Below are 20493 nucleotides of genomic sequence, written 5' to 3'. Positions count from 1 at the left end.
TTCATATCTTCTTTCATTCTTCTAATATTTTTTTGACTTTGTTTTTTAATTTTTGAGATATTTTTAAATTACCTTTATAATTTGTCAAAACAATCTTTCCCAAATAACTCAATCCAGCTGTCTTAAAAAACTCTTTCATAGCCCGAATTGTTCCTCGACTTTGACCACATAAAAATGAAAATGGAAAAGGTGTATTGCAGGCTGTTATAAGAAAATATTTTTGTTGAGAAGACAGACGAGGCTTAGGAAATTGACCTGTCTCCTCCATCACAACACCTAGTAAACGATCAAACATATTTTTAACAATAGCTGGAACATTTGCCCAATAAGTAGGAGCAGCTAAAATAACCAAATCACATTCTTTTAATAATTCAGCAATTTCACCAATATCATCCTTTTGAATACACTCCTTTGTACTCAGACATCTTCTACATCCTCTGCAATATGCAATTTCTTTTTCATAGAGATTGACTTTATTAATGTCCCATCCCTTTTTCTTTGCTTCTTTTAAAATATAATTCAATAGACTTCCTGTTGCTCCATTATGATGTGGGCTACCTAAAATGGCTAATAATCTTTTTTTACTCATTTTTCCCCTCCATAGTTATAGAACGATACAATGTATCAAATCCATATTGTAAAAAACTCTGTTTAGATAAATGAAGTTCTTGTTTAATATATAATTCCTTTTTTACTCCTAATTGAATAAGCCCTGATAACATTCCCCAAAATGCCATAATGGTAGAAATGATCTGAATATCTTTTCTTAACTCTCCATTTTGTATTCCTTCTTGGATAAATTGTCCAAGTTTTTCATTTATGCTTTCTCCTACCCGAAATGTTTCCTGTTCTTCTGCCACACAATGACTCTTTTGCCAATTAATATTAATTTCATCAAGTACCATTTCAAAGTAAAAGGGAAATTGTTCCTGATAATGAACTAATGACTGACAAATCATTTCATAACGTGCTTTAGCCTTCTTCTCTTTTTCAAGTGCTGATGTTATATATTCATCTAACTTTTTCATACTTTCAAGAACCAATAATGCAATAATTTCTTCTTTATTTTGAAAATATACATATAATGTTGCCTTGCTGTAACCTGCTGCTTTGGCAATATCATTCATAGATGTCTGTTCAATTCCTTTACTCATAAACAGCTGATGTGCAGATGTTGCAATATTCTCTCTATGAATATAACAAGGTTGTTTTTTTCGTCTTCCCATTTCTGTCCCTCCATTAATTAAACTCTCGGTTTAATTATATGCAAATCATCCTCATTGTCAACCTTAACATGCAATCAATTTCTTTTCTAAATTCAAAAAGAAATTGGAGAAAAACAGGACTTTAATGACTTTTTTCTCCAATTTCCTTAACATCTTTGATCATTGATATACGTAACATTTTTAATATTTCTTTTTTAGATTTTTGAATCGAAATTAAAACCCATTCATCATCAATATCTTTTATAATTCCCTCAACACTATAAGGGATATCGATAAGCCATGATGGTTCTTTCATAACAATCTCACATTTTTGTTGAACCAATCCAGCTAACATTTGTCTTACCATAATTTCTTCTTTTGTCATACCTTCACTCTTATTAAGTTTCTTAACTTCTTTTAAAATACAACAAGCAACAATAAGTGTCAGAATAATCCCAATCCCACTCATAAATTATCCTCCATAATTTCAAAACCATTGACATCTGATAAATCAATTAATTTTATCACTGATTCTTTTTTAAAGAGTGAATGTGATGCAGTACGTTGATATTCAACTTTTATCCAATCTTCATTGACATCAATAACTTTAACTTTTGAACTATTCGATGCATCAAATAATAACGAACTATCATAACATTCAAGAATACAAGTCTTTCCAATTAAATAAGAAAGCAAATGTAAATCTTTATAACTTTTTTCTTTGGTAACAACTTCTACATCATTTTCAGCAAGATCATCTAAACTCACATTATATAACTGTGCTAACATTTTTGCTTTATCAATTCCTGGGACCCCTTGTTCAGATTCCCAGTTTGATATTGTCTGTCTTGTTACTGAAAGTAAATCTGCGACTTCCTGTTGACTATAACCCTGTTTCTTTCTTAATCGCATTAATTTTTCACCTAACATAATATCCCTCCAATGTACTTTTATTATAAAGAAAAAAGACATGATTGCCTAGCAAATTTCTTTAGCAATATGTCTAATTCTTTTAACATTTAACGTTTTTGAATCAATTCACGATATAATAATTCATGTAATGAAGAATAGCCTTTATCAATCTTATTCTTTAATGCTAAGTATTGTTCACTAGGACCTTCTTCCTTAATATTTAATTGATCACACAACTCTAAAAACAATTCATAATGAACTACAAAAATTTCATCAATAACTTCTTCAATACAAATCTTCTTCATTCTTTCCTCTCTTGTTAAACCAAATTCTTTTTCATAAGCCTCTTCAATAATACGATATTCAAAATAAGTCAATCCTAAAGACATAATAATATGATTAATCATTTCTCTTTGAACATATGAAACGGTTCCCCTACGTGCTATTCTTTGATCTTTTATTTCAATAACAACACTATAATGTCCATCTCCAACTATAAAATGTGTATCTTCACAATTTTCTATACACATTTGGGCATAAATAAAATCATGTAATTGTTCTAAAGTCACACGATAAATAGGAAGATAATAAAATTCTTCAAAACAATCATCATCTTGCCATTCATAGGGTTCCAGTAACTCTTCATCATCATATACAAAATTAACTAAAAACATATTTAACCCCCTGTTTTCTATTTTATGTCTAGTATTCCTTAAAAATGATTAAATATAATTCTTTCTAGGTTTTTTTAGAAATTTCATATATAATGAATATAGTAAAAACAATGAAATGAATTTCATTTTTATCCATATAAAGTGAACAATTTATGATTGATATCAATATGAGAGGGGTTATCTTATGGATTTATTGCAAAATATTTTAGTTTATGGAATTTTAGGAGCCATTCAAGGGTTTAGTGAACCTATTCCTATTTCGAGTAGTGGTCATTTGGTTATTTTTAAAAGTATCTTTCAACATTTTGGTTGGTCATTTCCAACGACCGATATTACTTTTGAAGTTCTTGTGAATACAGGTTCATTATTAGCCATTATGTTTTATTATCGTAAAGATATAGCTAGACTCTTCATGTCTTTCTTTAGTTATATTTTTAAAGCTGACAAAAGAGATGAAGTGCTCCCAGATTTTCGCTATTGTATGTTGTTGATTGTTGCGACAATACCTGCTGCTATTGGTGGAGTTTTACTCAATGATTATATTGAAAATGCTTTTTCCAATGTTAAACTTGTAGGTTGTACTTTATTAGTGACTGCCGTCTTTTTAATGCTCATTCATAAATATGGATATAAAGGAAATAGAACGAAAAGAAAATTAAATCTATGGGATGCTTTACGTATGGGGTGTTTCCAATTAGTTGCCTTATTACCAGGAATATCTCGTAGTGGTTCTACAATTACTGGTGGTATGTTAGGTGGTCTTGAACAAAAAACAGCAAGAGATTTTTCTTTCTTTATGTTTATGCCTGTTAGCTTAGGAGCGATTGTTTTAAAACTAAAAGATTTTATAGCCAGCCCAACACTCACAACATTATGGTTACCTTATCTTATTGCTTTTATAATTAGTGGAGTTGTGACTTATTTAGCATTACAATTATTATTTAGTATTCTTAATAAACGTAAAATGAATTATTTCTCTGCTTATTGCTTAGCTATGGGATTATTTACATTAATCGTACTTTAAAAGATGATTGAGTTTTCAATCATCTTTTTTGAAACTTTTTTCTTTTTGCTTTAGGTATATTGAGATTGCTTTTTGATAAATTCCTTTTTGTCTGAGAAGATGTATATAAAATTCATTATCTTCATCCAACTGTTCTAAATCTATCCAACAACAAAGATAATCTTTTTGATCCACTGTTGGATATAACCATTGTGAATTTACCAAAACAGGATTCTTATATCCTTGTTTTCCTTTGTTTTTCTTAATATAACTACGAATATCCTCATCAGCGATTTCACTATGTCCATCAGCATAATACACCCTTAAATATTCATCATAACGTTCTATCAATATAACACTATTATGACTTAGCGACAATAACTTCGACTTCAATAAGTGCACCTTTTGGAAGTTTTGCAACCTCTACTGCACTTCTCGCAGGATATGGTTCCACAAAATATTCTGCATAAATACCATTGACTGTTGCAAAATCATCCATATTATCTAAAAATACAGTTGTTTTCACAACATCTGAAAAATCAAGTCCCTGACTTTCTAATAAACCTTTGACATTATCTAATGCTTGTTTAGCTTGTGCTTCAATACCTTCTGGCATTTCTCCTGTTTTTGGATCCAATGGGATTTGTCCAGAAAAGAAAATCATATTTCCTAAATCAATTCCTTGGCTATATGGACCAATGGCTCCTGGAGCCTTATCTGTTTTGATAACTTTTTTCATTTCATATTTCCTCCTTGTTTTCTATATAGTGTATTATATCAAAAATATTGATGTTATTCCAATATCTCTATCATAATTATGATAATACAAATTGTTGATGTTCTTTTAATGAACAATATTCTAAATATCTTAAAAACAACATATTAACAATCAGAAAAAAATGACCTGTACAGCAATAACTCTTATCTTGAAAACCAGTATGAAAATAACTGGTTTTAAAGCCAATATATTCACTAACATGCTGTGATAAAAGATTGCCATTATCAATTCCAATACCAATTGTTTTTATTTTCATCTTTTCTAGAACTTTAGAAAGTAAAACAATTGTTTCATTATCACCAGATAATGAAATCAAAATAAATAAATCATCTTTGCTTGCACGATTTAAAACAGTGTCTAACTCAGTTCTCCCTTCAATGACATGCATGATCTTATGACGATAAGCAAACTCACGATTAAATTCTTGAGCTGCATGAAATTGAACTTCTCCAGTAGCATAAACATATATTCTTTTGGCTTCATCAATCAATTTAAGCAAGTGGTCAAAATCCTGATTACCCATCATATCCAATGTTCCTTTTAATTCATCAGTCACTTTACGCATAATTTGACTATCAAAATCAAACTGTCGATTGAGACTCCATTTTAAATAAACCTTTAATTCACTATATCCATCTAAACCAATCTTTTTACAAAAACGAATAATACTTGTATGTGAAACATTACAAGAATGAGCCAATTCTTGTATAGACATTTTTTGACATTCTCTTTTGTGATGATAAATATATTGCCAGATATATAAATCATTTTCATTTAATTGATCATAGTGAGAGTTCACGAGTTCTTCGATTGTCATTATTCATTTTCCTTTCATAATAATCTATATATTTGACAAGGATAAAATCAATGAGAATAAAATAATTGACTAATCCTTCATGACGTGGACCGAGTGGATTTAAAATATTAGGTACATCCACATAAAAAGATTCACTTGCAATATGGGATAAAGTATTATCTTTTGTTGCAGTAATAGCAATAATCGGAACACTTTTGGTTTTTAGTTTTTTAGCAAAATCTAATAATTGCTGATTTTCACCAGAATAAGAAATCATAATGATGACATCATTGCTTGTCATCATACTTTCAAAAGCATATGTCTCATTCATTGACTGAATTGTAAAAAATAATTTTCCAACCTCTAAAAAAGATCTTTTTATCTCAGCCGCCACATTATTTTGAATACTTCCAGTTCCATAGACATAAGCATTTTCCGATTGCGCAATCATTTCAATAACATGGGTTAAATCTTTTTTCTTAATAATATCCATATATTCATGATATGTTCGATAAACTAACTCTAACCCAGTTTGCTGATGTTGATGATTTTGATTATCAATACGTAAATAGACCTTTAATTCTGTATATCCCTTTAACCCTAATCTTTGGGCAAATCGCATAATGGTTGTTCGTGATACATGACATCGTAATGCTAAATCATCAATTGATAACTTTTCACATTCTTTACGATGAGCAGAAATATATTGCCAGATATATAAATCATTTTCATTTAATTGATTATAATTTTTATTAACCAATTCCTCTAAACGCATTGTCATTCCTCCCAATTATTTCTATTATACCATAAAGATATGTACATATATATGTCATTTTTAGCAAAAGAAAAAGCAAGAAACTTCTCTTTAGTCTCTTACTTTTGATTGTTGTTTTTGAAAATGATAGTATGCTCCTATTAAATTTGCATCATTATGATAAAAGCATGGCACAATATCTAAACGCGGCATTGTGACTGGCAATGAATCATAAAAAGCTGTCATAGCCTTTTGAATTCCTTGTATAAAAATAGGGTTTTCACTGACTCCACCACCAATACATATACGAGATGGATCTAACATCATCTGCATATTAAATAACTGTATTGCGATTTGATAACAATACTCATGAAATAACTTCACAGCAATTTCATTTCCATCTTGAATCCATTGAAAAACTGTTTTGCCCTCTTGAAATGGCACCTGCATAGTATCACAGACACGTCTACAAAAATGTCCAATTCCACCAATATGTCCTAAAACTGCATCCATTCCTTTGGCTTTCAAATCATCACATATTAACATTGAAACTTCTCCTGAAAAAAGATGAGTTCCTTTATAAATATCATGATTCATAATAAAACATCCACCAACTCCCGTTCCAAAAGTTAAAACAATTCCATTTTCAATATCTTGCATATGTCCACTCGCCATTTCAGCAAGGGCTGCACAACGTGCATCATTTTCTAACTCTACTGGTACACCAAAAAATTTTTCATATTTCTCCTTTAAAGCAACACCATGATGATATGTTAAAGAACCACCTTGATAAATATACCCTTTTTCAACATCAATGGTTCCTGGCAGTGACATACATATACCAGCCTTTTCATCTCTTTCCTGTTTCCATATTTCATGAATGACTTCCATAAAATCCTCCTGAGAAGTATAAGGTGTTGGTTTTTTCCCTTGTTTTAAAATATGACCCGATGCATCCATCCAAGCATATTTTATGAAAGTTCCTCCTGCATCAATACTTAAATATCTCATCATAAAATTTCTCCATTACTTTCAATCACCTGTTTGTACCATTCAAATGATTTCTTTTTTCTTCTTTTTAAAGAGCCATGACCTTCATCATCTTTATCAACATAAATCATACCATATCTTTTTTTCATTTCTCCAGTACCAGCTGATACAATATCAATTGGTGCCCATACTGTATATCCGATAAGATCAATATTTTCTTTTTCTACAATATCTTTCATGGCCTGAATATGCTTTCTCATATACTCAATACGATAATTATCAATAATCTGTCCCTCTTGATTCATTTGATCATTATAACCTAATCCATTTTCTACAATAAAGAGTGGCTTTTGATAACGTTCATAAAGAATACGCATGAGATAAACGAGACCTTGTGGATCGATTTGCCATCCCCACTCACTTGCCTGCAAATATTCATTCTTTAAACCAGTCACAATATTTCCTTGTACCTTCTCTCCTTCGTTTAAATGAGAAACAACTTGTGATGAGTAATATGAAAAACCTATATAATCAACAATACCTTTTTTTAAATCCTCTTTGTCCTGCTGAGTTATATCTAAATCGATATCATAATGCTGAAAATAACCTGGATAATATCCTCTCACTTGGACATCACAAAAGAAGAGCGTTCCATCTCTTAAATATTCCTGAGCTGCTAATATGTCCAAAGGATGACATGACTTTGGATAACCTACAGTTGTCATGACCATACATCCAACTTGATTTTGTGGATCAATCTGATGTGCCAGTTGAACTGCTTTTGCACTTGCAACAAATTGGTGATGCAATGCCTGATAAGCGATTTGTTTTGCATTTTCACCTGGCTGTATCATAACCCCAGCAATCATTGGAATTTTAACTGTACTATTAATTTCATTAAATGTCATCCAATAACGAACAATGCCTTTATATCTTTCAAAAAGAACTTTTGCATAACGGGTATAGAATTCAATCAGTTGTCGATTTCTCCAGCCCCCATACTTCTTCACAAGATAGAGAGGCATCTCATAATGAGAAATAGTCACAATCGATTCCATTCCTTTCCTTTTTAATTCTGCAAATAAACGGTCATAAAATTGTAAGCCTTCTTCATTCGGTTCACTTTCATCACCATTAGGAAATATTCTGGACCATGCAATAGATGTTCTCAAACATTTCAATCCCATTTCTTGAAATAAGTCTGTATCTTCAACATAACGATGATAAAAATCAATCGCTTCATGATTCGGATAATAACGCTCATCTTGAATATCAATTGTCACTTGACGAGGATGATTCTTGCTGCCAGCAGTTATGATATCCATAATCGATAATCCCTTACCACCATCATCATAAGCACCTTCACATTGATTCGCGGCCATTGCCCCACCCCATAAAAAATCTTTATTTAACATTTTCATCTTCCTCTTTTAAAATATGTTTTAAGAAAATCAGAGTATCTTCATAAACCTGCATTGCTTCTACTGGAAACTGACGATATTCAAACTGAAATTCATGTGACATGTCTTCATAAAATCTTGTTTTCACATAGATTCCTTTCTCTTTTATAGCGTCAGCAAGTTTTTGACCTTGCCATAAAAAAGAGAATTTTTTCCCATCACAAATATAAGTAGGTGGAAAACAATCATGAACATGATATAGTGGTGAAGCCCATCGTTTCTCTTCTCTACGCCACCAGTATTTATGTCCTAAATAAGACCAACCTATATATTTCATAAACAGTCGAAACTGCTTGAACTGATCTTTTTGAAAATCTTCACAAAGATCATAAGGTCCACAAAACAAGAGCAGTCCACTCATTGACAATGAATTATGCAATTGAATATTGACTTTTTGTATTAAATCTTCATTTTGATACATAGAAGCATATGAAGCAACAATATTTGCACCTGCTGAATCTCCACCTAATACAACATCATTAATGATGATATTCTCTAATTTAAGTTTTTGTTGTATATAAGATAAGAATTCATCAAGCTGTATAATCTGTGTAGGAAAACTATATTGAGGTGCATAAGCATAATTAATTGCACAAACACCATAACCTTGATTTGCTAGCATAGGTGCAAAATTTCGGACACCTTGACTTGTTCCTGCAATAAATGATCCGCCATGGACCCAGACAATCAAATGTTTAATAGATTTATTTTTAGGCAAATAGAGATCATAAGTTGCTTGAGGATATTTTGAAGGATAAGGGAGGTTAGGTAAAATATGAACACCTTCTTTGATATCTTCGATATTTTGAGGACCTTTTTCTTTTTGTTCTTCTTTCTTGGAGCGTAATAACCATACAAATGGATATGGTGTCCAAAAAACAAAATAAATACCTACAACTATCAAAATAAGAATGATAATCATTATATATTTAAACATTGACTCATCTCCTTTGCCATTTTATTTCCACCTATTTCACTAGGATGTAAATAATCACCTATATGATTTTCTTGAATGTATTGGTTTTGATCATCTAACAGTAAATCATCAAAATTGATACTATTTATAAATGCATATTCAATCCATTCATTTATTTGTAAACGTATCTTTTCTTTTGGTAATGTCCAATCTGAATTTCCTATAAATGGTGTTATGCCACACCATAATGCTGGAATATCTGAAATCATATTTTTTAATAACAGATATCCCTTTTTCATCTCTTCAATCTCTGGTAATTCACTTATTTGTGCACAGAATGTTCCTGGCTGATAAAGATCATTAATACCAATCGCAATCATGATTTGTTTTATTTGATGACATTCTAAAGCTTCTCTTTGAAAACGTTCAATACCTGCAATTCCAAAACATTGTTTATCAATTGTTATATTTGTATAATTCCTACCATATAAATCAACAGCCTCTAATTGTCTTAATAACCGATTTCCACTTAAACCTAATTGGATAAAACTGTATCCTTTTGTCAATGCTTTTTCTTGTAAGATGCTTGTATAATGACCCTGTTCAACAATTGAATCACCAAAAGCACAAAGACATCCTTTTAACGAAGAGCCAAGTAATTCTAAACTGCATAATCCATAAATCTGATTTGCAGAAGCTACAAATACATCATAATCCTTTGATTCAAAGCCCGATGCACAAGTATATCCTTCGTCACTAAGAATATCATACTCAATGACCAAATGAGACTGATTGATATAGTTAAGATCTAATGCATCACTCCATATAGAACTCTGTGATGTTAATTGATATGTTTGTTGAGTCTTAAAAGTTATGGGATATTTTTTTGATTTTCCTTTTTCATAACAATAAACATTTTGTATTGTTATGGATTGGGTATCATAAAAAGCTGCAAATCTTAATCTTATCTTTTGACTTTTGGGTATTTCTTTTAGATAAATGGTATGGTGCTGCGGACATTTTTGAGAGAGCAGTCTTAAGCCTCGTTGCGCACGACTCCACCATGTCACCCATTGATTATTCTGAAATGACATGTGCTTCTTCATTCGCCTTTTCTAATTCATATTCATGACGATCAGCGACCTTTAAAAACGGATACCACATCAAGAATGTAATCACAAAACAAACAACCATAATAATGGCGTAATTCAGTCCACCTGCTAATGGCATTTTGATAAATATTGGTGTTGTCCAAGGCAAAAGTGACATAAATGGATTCAATGTAATGGGTAAAACAGTTGCGGCTAATCCCCAAGTCACAAATCCACATATAATTTGAGTGAAACACTGTGGAATCATAAACATTGGATTCATAATAATAGGCATACCAAACATAATCGGTTCTGTGATATTAAACAAAGATGGAATGAAAGATAATTTTGCTAATTGTTTAAACTTGGCTGATTTCGCTTTAAACATCGATCCAATGACAATTCCCATAAAGCCTGATGCCATCATTCCACCATAAATAACAGATGGTAATAAATAAGGAAGTTCTTGATTGTTTTGAAACGCTGTAATATTTCCCATGACCATTGTTAAACTAATGACCCCTAGTGGTCCTTGTAAAACAGCATTATGAATACCAAAGAACCAAAGAATAGCTAATAATCCCATAATAATGATAATTGAAATTGGACTAGCTACCATTGAATTCAATGGTGCATTAATCACTTGTACAAAGAAATTAATAATATCTCCGGCTGGTGTATAACTAAATCCAACTCTGATGGCAAAAGCCAAAACAAAGATAATTGTGACGACAAAAACTGGTGATAATGATTGTGATACCATTGGTGGTACACTATCTGGTAATTGAAATGATAAGTTTTTACTTGAAAGATATGCGTATAATTTTGTCACTACCAAAGCAACAATCATTCCAATAAATAAACCTTGTCCACCTAAATAATCAAGTTTCAAAGCATTGACAACACTTTCAACAGCTTGACCATTTTCCATAACTGTTGTTGTGATTGTTTGTGGAATAATCATAATAAAGAAGGCCAATGAAACAATTGCTGCATTTCTTTCATTTGTTTGCAAACGTTTCGCATAAGCCATTGCTAATGAGTAAATAACATAAAGAGTTAAAACCCCTGTTGCCCCATTGGTAATCGCATTCACATGTTCCATCAAACCAATCTTTGTTAAATAATCTGTCCATCCAGGAACTGGGAAATTCCCAATAATTGTGATAAAAGCAATACCTAGTGTAATAGGACTTGTTCTAATAAAACCTTCCATTAATGCCCCTAAGATATTATTCTTAGTTAGCTTTTCAGCCAGTGGCATTAACTTTTCATTAATAATCTGTTCTAATTTGTTCATAAACTCAATCCTTTCTGCATCAATCCTGTTATCAAAGTGAAAAAACATGGCCATATTGTAATCGCTTTACTTTGTTGCAAATCCATTATATAATAGCCAAAGAAGTATATATATCATATTTTTAATGTTTTTATAATAATTTTAAGGAGATAACTTATGAAAATAGAAACTCTCAAAAAAATCATTGATGCCTTTTATCAGCGTACATATATCCCTATTAGCCTCATTGATCAACAACAAAAACTATATTATCCTGCCTATTCACCACTTTATTTACATCTTCATGATTTTCCTTATTTAACAAAAAAAGATCAACATCCTCTCCATATCATCAACACCTATCAGGTTCTATTGGCTTCATTTGATTATGAAGAATATACACTCCTCATTGGTCCATGTATGTTACTTGGTGCTTCTCAAGAAAACAATTATTATTTTAGTCAATTTCAAATATATACAGCGACTGAATCAGCAGATAGTTTTGTCAAAACAATGGGTATGCTCTATTCTTTGTTAACACATGAAGATATTGATATTACACAAATACCGATTCAATATTTAAGAATCAATCCAAAAGCTATGAGTGCTAAGGAAATTTTTGAAAAGAATTTATATAATCGTCGTGTTGAAGATTCGACCCGTGATTCTTATCAGTTTGAATTACGTTTTTTAGATTATGTAAAAAGAGGACGTAAAGATAAAATTGACTGGATATTTTCACAAATGGCAAAAACATATATTGTTTCATTGGCTGATAATTCTTTAGATACTGTTAAGATTAAATTTATTTCTATTGTCACCCTTATGACACGTATGGCTATTGATAATGGTGTTCCTTTAGAAAGTGCTTTTGGACTTTCTGATGCACTGATTCAAAATCTACCACATATTCATACAGTTGAAGAATGTATACAGTATATTAAATATGCCAGTTATGAATTTATTGAACTGATTCGATCAACCGCAAAACAATGTTCAACTCTTATTAATCAATGTTTAAGTTACATTGATACTCATCTCTATGAAAAAATTACACTTCAGGACTTAGAAGATTTAACAAATCATTCTTCAGTTTATATTTCAACACGTTTTAAAAAAGAATTAGATATTTCTTTTTCACAATATCTTTTAGAAAGAAAAATAGAAGAAGCTAAACATCTTCTTCTATTCACTGATCATTCTTTTCAGGAAATCAGTACTTTATTAAACTTTACAAGCCAAAGTCATTTCACGCAACGTTTTAAGCAAGTGACCCAGCAAACCCCAAAACAATTTCGTCAAAAAAATTTCCAATACCTCTAAAAACGCACATTGTGCGTTTTTTATATATCTGTATGTCGTCTTAAAAATGAATAAACTGCTCCTATCATTCCAGCATCATTTTTAAACTGACAAGTTTTTATAACTGGCATATCAACTAAACTTAAAACATGATACTGTTGACAGATATGATGATATTCCTTATCAATCGCTGCCATCACTTCCTGATTCTCACTGATCCCTCCACCGACAATTATTGTATGAGGAGCAATCATCACTGCTATATTGACAAACAATGCAGCCACAGCATGATAAAAATCTTCTAAACAATTCTGTGCTATAGAATCTCCATCTTGCGCGCGTTTGATAATTTCTCTTGCATCTAATACCCGCTGCTTTACACGATAACTGTAATGGCGACATAACCCTGCAACTGTAGCAGCATGAAATGAAAATGACTGTTCATCATATTGATGAGGTTCTAATCCCACCAAAGCAACACCAAACTCACCAGCTAATCCACCTAATCCGCGCTGAAGCTGCCCATTCATATAAGTCGCTCCGCCAACTGCTGTTCCAAGCGTCAAACAGACAAAATCATTTTCATTTTTGGCTGTTCCTAACCATTTTTCTGCCATCGCTGCTGCCTTCGCATCATTTTCAACAATGACAGGTAACCCTAAATAATCTTCAAGTTCCTTTTTCACATGACAATTTAAAAAGCAATGAATAGCACCACTTGTTTGCGCATAACCATCTTCTTTAATAACCCCTGGCATACTCAAACCTACCCCTTTGATGTGATAATCCTGTCCTTTGATAAAATGATTAATCTGTTGAAAGAGTTTTTCTTTTTCTAATTGTGTCTTTTGATTTTCACTTATAAGGATATCTCCATCCTCATTGATAATTCCCATTTTTATTCTTGTTCCACCAATATCAATTCCTACATAATAATTCATGATTTCACTCCTTTTCTAAAAGTTGAAAACATTGAAATGGTTTTAAACATTCTAATAATATCATATCTTCATGTCTTACTCTTCCAACAACATTAATACGTGCATCAGCTTGACGATCAGTTAAGGCAATTTGTACCTCAGATTTGTACTGTCCATAGTTTTCATTCAATATTAATAGATCTCCACGTTGAATGTCTTTTGGAATCTTATGAGCGGGTAATGAACACTGATAATAACGCTGTCTGTTTTTACTAGAACGAATAACATATTCAGAAGCATCACCCCGATATTCATGAATATATTTCAATAACATCTCTTTCTCTAAATCCGTTATATCATCATTTATTTCAATATAAAGTGTATCTATTTGAGAATGATAGACCTCACTTACTGTTTTTAATTCCTCTTCACTTGCATAAGCATTGCCAATAAACCAATCGTCAATCATATCTAGCATCTTCATGTGTCTCGCTTGAACTTCTATAGGTAAATCTCGATGCATTTCTAATGTACACAGCCCTTCCGATATTGGCCATGGTGAGACTTTTGCCTGTTGTGATGTTAAAAATACTGCACTTGAAAGATGAGCATTTTGAAACTTTTGACTACATCTCATAAAAGATTGAAGAGATAAACCTGTATATCTTTGTGGATAAAAGTTATGTGAACCCTTTAAATATTGTTTTTGTGGATGATAAGAAGAAATGAGATCAAGATAATTGGTTTCTTTACTCATATTGACTTCAATATGAATATGATAAGGATTATGTGTCATCATAGCTTCTATTCTCCCATCATAACCACTATCTAACCTTAATGTATGGACACCCATTTTAGCAAAATAAGATAAATCATCTTCTTTTATTTTTAAATATTGAAAGACCATAGGATGGATATCTAATGTCACTTCCATTTGTAATTCATTCGCATATTGAATACTTTCTTTTAATCTTTGAATAGATTTTTTAGGATTTTCAATATCAATTTGTAATAAACTCATAAAGACTCTTTGATACCCATATTTTTTTGCGAGTGAAAGATAGTTCTTATCTTCTTCAATTGTTGTTTTATCTGGATATAATGCAATACCAAGCATAATCATGCCTCCTTCTTTTAAGAACAGTTTAACAGACTCTTTCATCAACTTTTATCATAATTTTCATCTTTATATTATATTTTTAATATTATAAGAAAAACTCTCAAAATGATGAGAGTTATTTTTCTTTTCCTCCAACTGTAGAATACAATTGGTTTGTCCCTTTTTTGAGTGTTTTAATGCCTTCATAAAGACCATTCATTGCATCATTAACCCCAGAATTCCCATCTTTAATGGCTAATGCACCTTTCATAAGATCGGCTTTTATCTCATCTAGTTTCTGAATTCCTACATAGAGTGTATTCATTCCTAGTAAAAGAGGTGAACTCGTTTGATGTAATTGTGCTAAACTTTGCATCAAAGTTAACGATCCCGCTTTCAGTGATCCTCCTACTTGACTTAATTGACTTGAACCTTGATAAAGTTCATGAATTCCTGATGTCAGTTTTTGAACCCCACTATCCAATACATCAGTTCCATTTTTCAATTCATTTGCTCCATGATTTAATACTTTTGTCCCTTCATAAGCAGTCTTTACACCATTCACATAAGTTTCAATACCACCTTTTTCTTTTTCAATCACATTCATCATACCATCAATTCCCTGTCCTAAAGTATTAGCAGCTGTTGGTAATGCTGATAATGATTGGACTCCAGCATCAATATACTGGTAATTTTGATTTAATTGTGACATCCCAGCAGATAACTGCCCTGTATAAGTTTTCATACCTGATAGTGTTGATGATGCACCATCTAATGCTGTGTTGGTTGCTACATATGCACCTGCAAGTGCTTGAAGCATATCTTGAGCTTGAGGTAAAGCTAATGCGGCACTTGGATTGGTCGCTAATAATTGGGCAAATTGATTTAATTCTTGTGAACTATAAGCTGTTTGTTTTAAACCATTCATTGTTGTTTCTAAAGTTAAAACTGTACTATTGACACCATTTGCTATTTGACTCATTCCATTTAATGATGTTTTCACAGTTGAAGAACCTTGCATTAATTTTTGAATATCTGCTTCACTAGGAACAACAGTTAATCCTTTTTTTAATTGTGTCAAACCTTCTATCATCATATTGGGTGCTGATAAAAGTGCTGATGAATTCTCATCCAATACCTTCATACCACCATACAATGTTTTGGTTCCTTCACTTAATTTCTCTGCTCCAGTTGATAACCCACTTGTTCCTTGTTCTAAAACAGTAGCACCCTGATCAAGGACTTGAATTCCCTGATTCATTCCATTCACTGCATTTGTATAACCATATACACCGTTATATAATCCATCTGCTCCTTCTTTCAACAAAGACACTGCACCTGTATATTTTTTCATACCTTCATTGAGTTGTCCAGAGCCCTCACCCAATGCACTCACACCTTGAGTATACTGATCAATTCCAGTATATAATCCTGCACTTCCATCTTTCAGGGTTGTTGCACCATTAACCATTTTTTCTGCAACTTGTTCTAAAGCAACGGCACCATCATTCAATTGACCTGTTCCATTTTGCAATGCATTCAAAGCCATACCTCCACCTGCAATGCCACTCACAATGAGAACAGCTGCAGTTGTCCCTCCAATGATAATCTTCTTTTTTTTATTCAACATGATATGTCTTTCCCCTTTCTTTGATTCATATTGTTTTTGACAATCAATGAAAACTCATTTTTATATGTAAGTGTTTTCATTGTGTTTTTGATGCATTTAGTATACAATAACCATAAAGTCATTTATATTTATATTTTTTTGTCTATATCATTATTTTATTATTAATTAAGGAGTTTAAAATGGATGCACTGATTTCAATTATTGATGAACTATATAATACCCAACATATTCCTTGTGTTATTTTTGATGAACAATTTCAACTTATCCATCCTAAAATTACTATGATAGATTTAAAAGAATTTCTTCATGATGTCTTTTCAATGACACATCATCATGCCCATATTCTTGTCTATGACCATAGTGTTGCTTATGCCCGTCTACAAGTTACCTTTGAGAAAAGAACATATATGATTGTATGTTCTTGTATACTCAATGATTTGCAAAATCCACAACAGCAACTTCCTGATAATTGGACAAAAATTATTCCCGAATCAATTATTCGTTCACATATAGCTTCACTTCATCTCATGACATTTCAAAATTTCATAAAAATGCTTTATGAAATATGTACACACCAATATATTTCCCCACAAGATATTCACATTGACTATATCAATAAAAAACAATCAAAGAAAAAAGACGATATTTTAACACATCGTCGTATAACACAAGGGACTCCTGATTATTATCATTTTGAACAACTTTTATTAAATGCATATCGAGATGGTCATTTTTATAAAGTCAAATCATTATTATCAGAAATAGATGTTTTAGAATCTCAAAGGTTAACCCAAAATATCTTGCAGGATTTAAATTATAAGTTTATTAGTTTTATCACATTAATAACGCGTATTAATATTCAAGAAGGTGTTTCTAGTGAATTGGCATTTTCTTTATCTGATTCCATTCTTAATAAGTTATCATCCATTCATAATACACATGATCTCATTATTCTTTTTCAACAATCCATTTATGATTTTTATCAGCAAATGACTAATGCTAAAAAAGAACATTATTCATTACATATTTATAAATGTATACATTATATTGACACTCATCTTTATGATAAGATCTCTTTACGCCATTTAGCGCTGCATACTGGTTTATCAGAAAGTTATCTTTCTGTTGCATTTAAAAATGAGGTTGGTGAAACTGTGACTAACTATATCCAAAGAAAAAAGGCAGACGAAGCTGCCCGTTTGTTATTATTTACAAATAAAACGCATATTGAAATCAGTTGTTTATTAAATTATAGTTCACAAAGTAATTTTATTCAAATCTTTAAAAAATACAAACTGATGACCCCTAAGCAATATCAAGACTCACATCTCAAAGATCATTAAAATATTATTTTAAAGTTTTCATAATAGCATCTCTAATGGCAAGATAGCCTTGCATATTGGGATGTAAACCATCAAATGTGAACTCATTTTTCAATTCGCCATTTTCATTGACTAAATAAGAATTGACATTTATAAAAGTAATATTTTCTTTTACAGCAAGTTCTTCAAGCATTTGATTTAAGGAATGAATTGTTTCATTATCTCTATCTCTTAATTGAAACTTATCATATAAAGATTCTCTTTCACTCTTATTCACAGGATAAACAGCCTGTAAAATCATATGAGTATGAGGACTTTTTTGCTTTGTCAATGTAATCATCTGATGAATATTATTGATTATCTGTTGATTATCAACTTTTTGAGCAATGTCATTAATCCCCATCAGCATAACAAGATTTTTTGGTTCCATCACAAGTACTGTCTTTTCAATTCTTTTTAGCATTGTTGTGGTTGTCTCAGCACTGATGCCACGATTGATAACAGGGTTGCCAGTTTGCTTCGTATACATGGCATACAAGTCCTCAACTGGACATAGTTCCGTAATAGAATCACCAAAGAAGACTGTTGTTTGTTTCATTGATGTTTTAGATATTTCTTCATAATTGACTGTCTTATGTCTAATTTCATTTTCACCCATTGTTGCGATTCCCTGAAACAAAAAAATAGCAATCCCTACTGTCAATATAATGGGTATCAACATACAAACAATCCCTACTATCCAAGTTTTTTTCTTATTCATCCTTATCCCCTCCATTACTAATCATTTTAGAGAAAAAATAGATTTATTTATATCTTAATTTTAAGATAAATAGCAAAATTTTAAGATAAAACATAAAAAAAAGACAATGCATTCAGTCGTTAAATACTGACACATTGTCTTTTCTTATCAATCTATAATACAACTTTATTTATTAAATACTTTTCTGAAACATCATTTTTTGATTTCATAATGACACTCATTTCATTAACAAAATCAGGTTCATATTTATAAAAATATAAACGTTGTAATGTTTTGGTAACCATATGATACTGCTTCCCCTGATTATCTAATTCCTCGTATCCTTCAAACTCAATGTCATCAATTGACAGTAAATAAATAAACTGATAAAATACACTCTTATTTATAAACTGATCAATAAGTGCATCATCATCAAAATAGGGATAGAGATAACCAAAAAATTCAGGTCCTCCAACTGCAATTTCATAGTAATCATTATCTATAATATTCTCACAAAATGCATAACCACTAAATGCATAATCTTTAAATGTATATCCTAATCTTTGTTTTAAGTTTCTACCAGAATAATCATTATGAATTATCACTTCTTTATCATCAATATACATTTTTATATGATTTTCATAACGAAATGTTAAACCATATTTCTTTAAATATTGAGATAATGATGTTTCATGAGTTAACACATAATCCAAACCATATCCATTATTATCCTGATCTAATCTTCTTGATAAATGGATAAACATAACTTTATCAATCTCTTGATTAATATGATTTCTTACATATTCATTAAAGAAATCATATTGTTCATCTAACATGAAAACATGATGATTATTTTGAAGTAAGTTATAACATTCTTCAAGTAAATCATCTAATTCTTGTTTGTTTATATTTAATGAATCATATACTGATTGTTCTATTAAACTAATAGTTGTTGTATTGATATACATGTATGCACCTCCTCACCAGAAATCTAAAAAAATCGAGTCATATATTCTTTCTCTGCAACGACCGATTGTGATTAAAATTAATATAAAATATTATTTTTAATTGCTTTAACCATTAAAATAATTGAGATAATAAAGTTATTTATCTTTTAAAAACTCTTATTAGAATTGCTTTGTAGTATATGTAGGATAATGATATATATATTACTCCTCCAATGATTACTTTTGTACACAGCATCATTAAAGGGCTATACATATCTGGTATCAATATCAGTACGAAATACATGATAACCGCAAACACAACAAACGGCAGAGACTGTATGAAATATTTTGTTACTTTTATACTCTTTCTTACCATGAATGTCTGATACAGACAGACTGTCATTTCTGCAGCCAATGTTCCTATTCCTGCTCCAAATGCCTGATATCTAGGTATCAGCAGATAATTAATAACTACATTGACAATAGCTCCCAAAAATACTGATATAATATATATCCTATCCTGCTTATTTGGAATCAGGTACTGTGTTCTAATCACATTAGCCCATGCAACAAATATGGATGACATAACCAGCACTGGAATAATTGCTTTGCAGGCTTCATACCCCTGTCCATAGAATACAGGTACAAATTCATTGACAACTGCACTTAATCCCAG

At 31.1% G+C, this 20493-nt stretch carries 22 protein-coding genes and 1 pseudogene; 3 read left to right on the top strand and 20 right to left on the bottom strand.

All coding sequences use genetic code 11. The annotated features are described in order from the left end of the window. Nucleotides 1-13 precede the first annotated feature (13 nt). The 5 genes from BN1865_RS04645 to BN1865_RS04625 form a co-directional block, all read right to left on the bottom strand. Nucleotides 14-589 carry a flavodoxin family protein gene (locus tag BN1865_RS04645; RefSeq protein ID WP_050636095.1) on the bottom strand — a complete coding sequence of 192 codons (576 nt, stop codon included), beginning with the start codon at nt 587-589 and terminating at the stop codon, nt 14-16. Beyond that, nucleotides 582-1226: a TetR/AcrR family transcriptional regulator gene (locus BN1865_RS18920; RefSeq protein WP_050636094.1), complete on the bottom strand. Its 645-nt coding sequence runs from the start codon at nt 1224-1226 to the stop codon at nt 582-584. Before BN1865_RS18920 ends, BN1865_RS04645 begins: the two co-directional genes overlap by 8 nt. Nucleotides 1227-1347: 121 nt before the next feature. After that, nucleotides 1348-1674, bottom strand: a complete 327-nt coding sequence (locus tag BN1865_RS04635; protein ID WP_050636093.1) for a hypothetical protein — start codon at nt 1672-1674, stop codon at nt 1348-1350. Continuing rightward, a complete protein-coding gene (locus BN1865_RS04630; protein WP_050636092.1) occupies nt 1671-2135 on the bottom strand; it encodes a helix-turn-helix transcriptional regulator in 465 nt (154 codons plus the stop codon). Before BN1865_RS04630 ends, BN1865_RS04635 begins: the two co-directional genes overlap by 4 nt. A gap of 89 nt (nt 2136-2224) precedes the next feature. Beyond that, complete coding sequence (locus BN1865_RS04625) at nt 2225-2791, bottom strand: hypothetical protein (protein ID WP_050636091.1); 567 nt, start codon at nt 2789-2791, stop codon at nt 2225-2227. 184 nt (nt 2792-2975) lie between these two features. On the opposite strand from BN1865_RS04625, the gene BN1865_RS04620 reads away from it, so the two are divergent. Next, nucleotides 2976-3815 (top strand): undecaprenyl-diphosphate phosphatase, encoded by an 840-nt coding sequence (locus BN1865_RS04620; protein ID WP_050636090.1) that lies wholly within the window; start codon nt 2976-2978, stop codon nt 3813-3815. A gap of 15 nt (nt 3816-3830) precedes the next feature. Here BN1865_RS04620 and BN1865_RS04615 read toward each other — a convergent pair whose 3' ends face one another. The 9 genes from BN1865_RS04615 to BN1865_RS04575 all read right to left on the bottom strand — a co-directional run bounded on the left by BN1865_RS04615 (nt 3831) and on the right by BN1865_RS04575 (nt 11879). Next, entirely contained in the window at nt 3831-4145 is a 315-nt protein-coding gene (locus BN1865_RS04615) for a hypothetical protein (RefSeq protein ID WP_050636089.1), read from the bottom strand. 10 nt (nt 4146-4155) lie between these two features. Continuing rightward, nucleotides 4156-4533: a RidA family protein gene (locus BN1865_RS04610; RefSeq protein WP_050636088.1), complete on the bottom strand. Its 378-nt coding sequence runs from the start codon at nt 4531-4533 to the stop codon at nt 4156-4158. 76 nt (nt 4534-4609) lie between these two features. Next, on the bottom strand, nt 4610-5389 hold the full coding sequence (locus tag BN1865_RS04605; protein ID WP_050636087.1) for a MurR/RpiR family transcriptional regulator: 780 nt from the start codon (nt 5387-5389) through the stop codon (nt 4610-4612). Beyond that, the gene (locus BN1865_RS04600) at nt 5355-6143 is read right to left on the bottom strand and encodes a MurR/RpiR family transcriptional regulator (RefSeq protein WP_050636086.1); all 789 of its coding nucleotides are present in this window, start codon (nt 6141-6143) and stop codon (nt 5355-5357) included. The genes BN1865_RS04605 and BN1865_RS04600 overlap by 35 nt, the downstream gene beginning before the upstream one ends. A gap of 90 nt (nt 6144-6233) precedes the next feature. Next, nucleotides 6234-7136, bottom strand: a complete 903-nt coding sequence (locus BN1865_RS04595; protein ID WP_232780329.1) for an ROK family protein — start codon at nt 7134-7136, stop codon at nt 6234-6236. Then, entirely contained in the window at nt 7133-8527 is a 1395-nt protein-coding gene (locus BN1865_RS04590) for a 6-phospho-beta-glucosidase (protein WP_050636085.1), read from the bottom strand. Before BN1865_RS04590 ends, BN1865_RS04595 begins: the two co-directional genes overlap by 4 nt. Next, entirely contained in the window at nt 8517-9509 is a 993-nt protein-coding gene (locus BN1865_RS04585) for an alpha/beta hydrolase (protein ID WP_232780328.1), read from the bottom strand. Before BN1865_RS04585 ends, BN1865_RS04590 begins: the two co-directional genes overlap by 11 nt. Beyond that, on the bottom strand, nt 9494-10582 hold the full coding sequence (locus BN1865_RS04580; protein ID WP_050636084.1) for an SGNH/GDSL hydrolase family protein: 1089 nt from the start codon (nt 10580-10582) through the stop codon (nt 9494-9496). The genes BN1865_RS04585 and BN1865_RS04580 overlap by 16 nt, the downstream gene beginning before the upstream one ends. Further along, nucleotides 10566-11879 (bottom strand): PTS sugar transporter subunit IIC, encoded by a 1314-nt coding sequence (locus tag BN1865_RS04575; protein ID WP_050636083.1) that lies wholly within the window; start codon nt 11877-11879, stop codon nt 10566-10568. The genes BN1865_RS04580 and BN1865_RS04575 overlap by 17 nt, the downstream gene beginning before the upstream one ends. 156 nt (nt 11880-12035) lie before the next feature. Here BN1865_RS04575 and BN1865_RS04570 point away from each other — a divergent pair, with 156 nt between their 5' ends. Then, nucleotides 12036-13181 (top strand): helix-turn-helix domain-containing protein, encoded by a 1146-nt coding sequence (locus BN1865_RS04570; protein WP_050636082.1) that lies wholly within the window; start codon nt 12036-12038, stop codon nt 13179-13181. A 20-nt stretch (nt 13182-13201) separates the two neighbouring features. On the opposite strand, the gene BN1865_RS04565 is transcribed toward BN1865_RS04570, so the two are convergent. The 3 genes from BN1865_RS04565 to BN1865_RS04555 all read right to left on the bottom strand — a co-directional run bounded on the left by BN1865_RS04565 (nt 13202) and on the right by BN1865_RS04555 (nt 16809). After that, nucleotides 13202-14101, bottom strand: a complete 900-nt coding sequence (locus BN1865_RS04565) for an ROK family protein (RefSeq protein ID WP_050636081.1) — start codon at nt 14099-14101, stop codon at nt 13202-13204. Nucleotides 14102-14105: 4 nt separating this feature from the next. Continuing rightward, on the bottom strand, nt 14106-15197 hold the full coding sequence (locus BN1865_RS04560; RefSeq protein WP_050636080.1) for a DUF871 domain-containing protein: 1092 nt from the start codon (nt 15195-15197) through the stop codon (nt 14106-14108). Nucleotides 15198-15315: 118 nt separating this feature from the next. Next, on the bottom strand, nt 15316-16809 hold the full coding sequence (locus BN1865_RS04555) for a hypothetical protein (protein ID WP_232780327.1): 1494 nt from the start codon (nt 16807-16809) through the stop codon (nt 15316-15318). A 179-nt stretch (nt 16810-16988) separates the two neighbouring features. Between BN1865_RS04555 and BN1865_RS04550 the strand changes: the two genes are divergently transcribed. Beyond that, on the top strand, nt 16989-18152 hold the full coding sequence (locus BN1865_RS04550) for a helix-turn-helix domain-containing protein (RefSeq protein WP_050636078.1): 1164 nt from the start codon (nt 16989-16991) through the stop codon (nt 18150-18152). 4 nt (nt 18153-18156) lie between these two features. Here BN1865_RS04550 and BN1865_RS04545 read toward each other — a convergent pair whose 3' ends face one another. From BN1865_RS04545 to BN1865_RS04535, 3 genes and pseudogenes are all read right to left on the bottom strand, one after another. Beyond that, entirely contained in the window at nt 18157-18891 is a 735-nt protein-coding gene (locus BN1865_RS04545; RefSeq protein WP_082189900.1) for a GDSL-type esterase/lipase family protein, read from the bottom strand. Nucleotides 18892-19043: 152 nt separating this feature from the next. Then, a complete protein-coding gene (locus tag BN1865_RS04540; RefSeq protein WP_050636077.1) occupies nt 19044-19838 on the bottom strand; it encodes a hypothetical protein in 795 nt (264 codons plus the stop codon). A 139-nt stretch (nt 19839-19977) separates the two neighbouring features. Beyond that, a pseudogene (locus BN1865_RS04535) lies at nt 19978-20493 on the bottom strand (polysaccharide biosynthesis C-terminal domain-containing protein); the annotation flags it as partial.

Origin of the sequence: Candidatus Stoquefichus sp. SB1 (assembly GCF_001244545.1) — a bacterium.
GTDB lineage: Bacteria > Bacillota_I > Bacilli_A > Erysipelotrichales > Coprobacillaceae > Stoquefichus.
This window is presented reverse-complemented; position numbering and strand designations above follow the sequence as displayed.

Excerpts from the sequence above, each read along its gene's own strand:
- BN1865_RS04620 (WP_050636090.1), top strand. The coding sequence starts at position 2,976 with ATGGATTTATTGCAAAATATTTTAGTTTATGGAATTTTAGGAGCCATT.
- BN1865_RS04570 (WP_050636082.1), top strand. The coding sequence starts at position 12,036 with ATGAAAATAGAAACTCTCAAAAAAATCATTGATGCCTTTTATCAGCGT.
- BN1865_RS04580 (WP_050636084.1), bottom strand. The coding sequence starts at position 10,582 with ATGTCATTTCAGAATAATCAATGGGTGACATGGTGGAGTCGTGCGCAA.
- BN1865_RS04635 (WP_050636093.1), bottom strand. The coding sequence starts at position 1,674 with ATGAGTGGGATTGGGATTATTCTGACACTTATTGTTGCTTGTTGTATT.
- BN1865_RS04540 (WP_050636077.1), bottom strand. The coding sequence starts at position 19,838 with ATGTATATCAATACAACAACTATTAGTTTAATAGAACAATCAGTATAT.
- BN1865_RS04560 (WP_050636080.1), bottom strand. The coding sequence starts at position 15,197 with ATGCTTGGTATTGCATTATATCCAGATAAAACAACAATTGAAGAAGAT.
- BN1865_RS04645 (WP_050636095.1), bottom strand. The coding sequence starts at position 589 with ATGAGTAAAAAAAGATTATTAGCCATTTTAGGTAGCCCACATCATAAT.
- BN1865_RS04600 (WP_050636086.1), bottom strand. The coding sequence starts at position 6,143 with ATGCGTTTAGAGGAATTGGTTAATAAAAATTATAATCAATTAAATGAA.
- BN1865_RS04565 (WP_050636081.1), bottom strand. The coding sequence starts at position 14,101 with ATGAATTATTATGTAGGAATTGATATTGGTGGAACAAGAATAAAAATG.
- BN1865_RS04545 (WP_082189900.1), bottom strand. The coding sequence starts at position 18,891 with ATGAATAAGAAAAAAACTTGGATAGTAGGGATTGTTTGTATGTTGATA.
- BN1865_RS04595 (WP_232780329.1), bottom strand. The coding sequence starts at position 7,136 with ATGATGAGATATTTAAGTATTGATGCAGGAGGAACTTTCATAAAATAT.
- BN1865_RS04625 (WP_050636091.1), bottom strand. The coding sequence starts at position 2,791 with ATGTTTTTAGTTAATTTTGTATATGATGATGAAGAGTTACTGGAACCC.
- BN1865_RS04590 (WP_050636085.1), bottom strand. The coding sequence starts at position 8,527 with ATGTTAAATAAAGATTTTTTATGGGGTGGGGCAATGGCCGCGAATCAA.
- BN1865_RS18920 (WP_050636094.1), bottom strand. The coding sequence starts at position 1,226 with ATGGGAAGACGAAAAAAACAACCTTGTTATATTCATAGAGAGAATATT.
- BN1865_RS04610 (WP_050636088.1), bottom strand. The coding sequence starts at position 4,533 with ATGAAAAAAGTTATCAAAACAGATAAGGCTCCAGGAGCCATTGGTCCA.
- BN1865_RS04630 (WP_050636092.1), bottom strand. The coding sequence starts at position 2,135 with ATGTTAGGTGAAAAATTAATGCGATTAAGAAAGAAACAGGGTTATAGT.
- BN1865_RS04555 (WP_232780327.1), bottom strand. The coding sequence starts at position 16,809 with ATGTTGAATAAAAAAAAGAAGATTATCATTGGAGGGACAACTGCAGCT.
- BN1865_RS04585 (WP_232780328.1), bottom strand. The coding sequence starts at position 9,509 with ATGTTTAAATATATAATGATTATCATTCTTATTTTGATAGTTGTAGGT.
- BN1865_RS04575 (WP_050636083.1), bottom strand. The coding sequence starts at position 11,879 with ATGAACAAATTAGAACAGATTATTAATGAAAAGTTAATGCCACTGGCT.
- BN1865_RS04605 (WP_050636087.1), bottom strand. The coding sequence starts at position 5,389 with ATGACAATCGAAGAACTCGTGAACTCTCACTATGATCAATTAAATGAA.
- BN1865_RS04550 (WP_050636078.1), top strand. The coding sequence starts at position 16,989 with ATGGATGCACTGATTTCAATTATTGATGAACTATATAATACCCAACAT.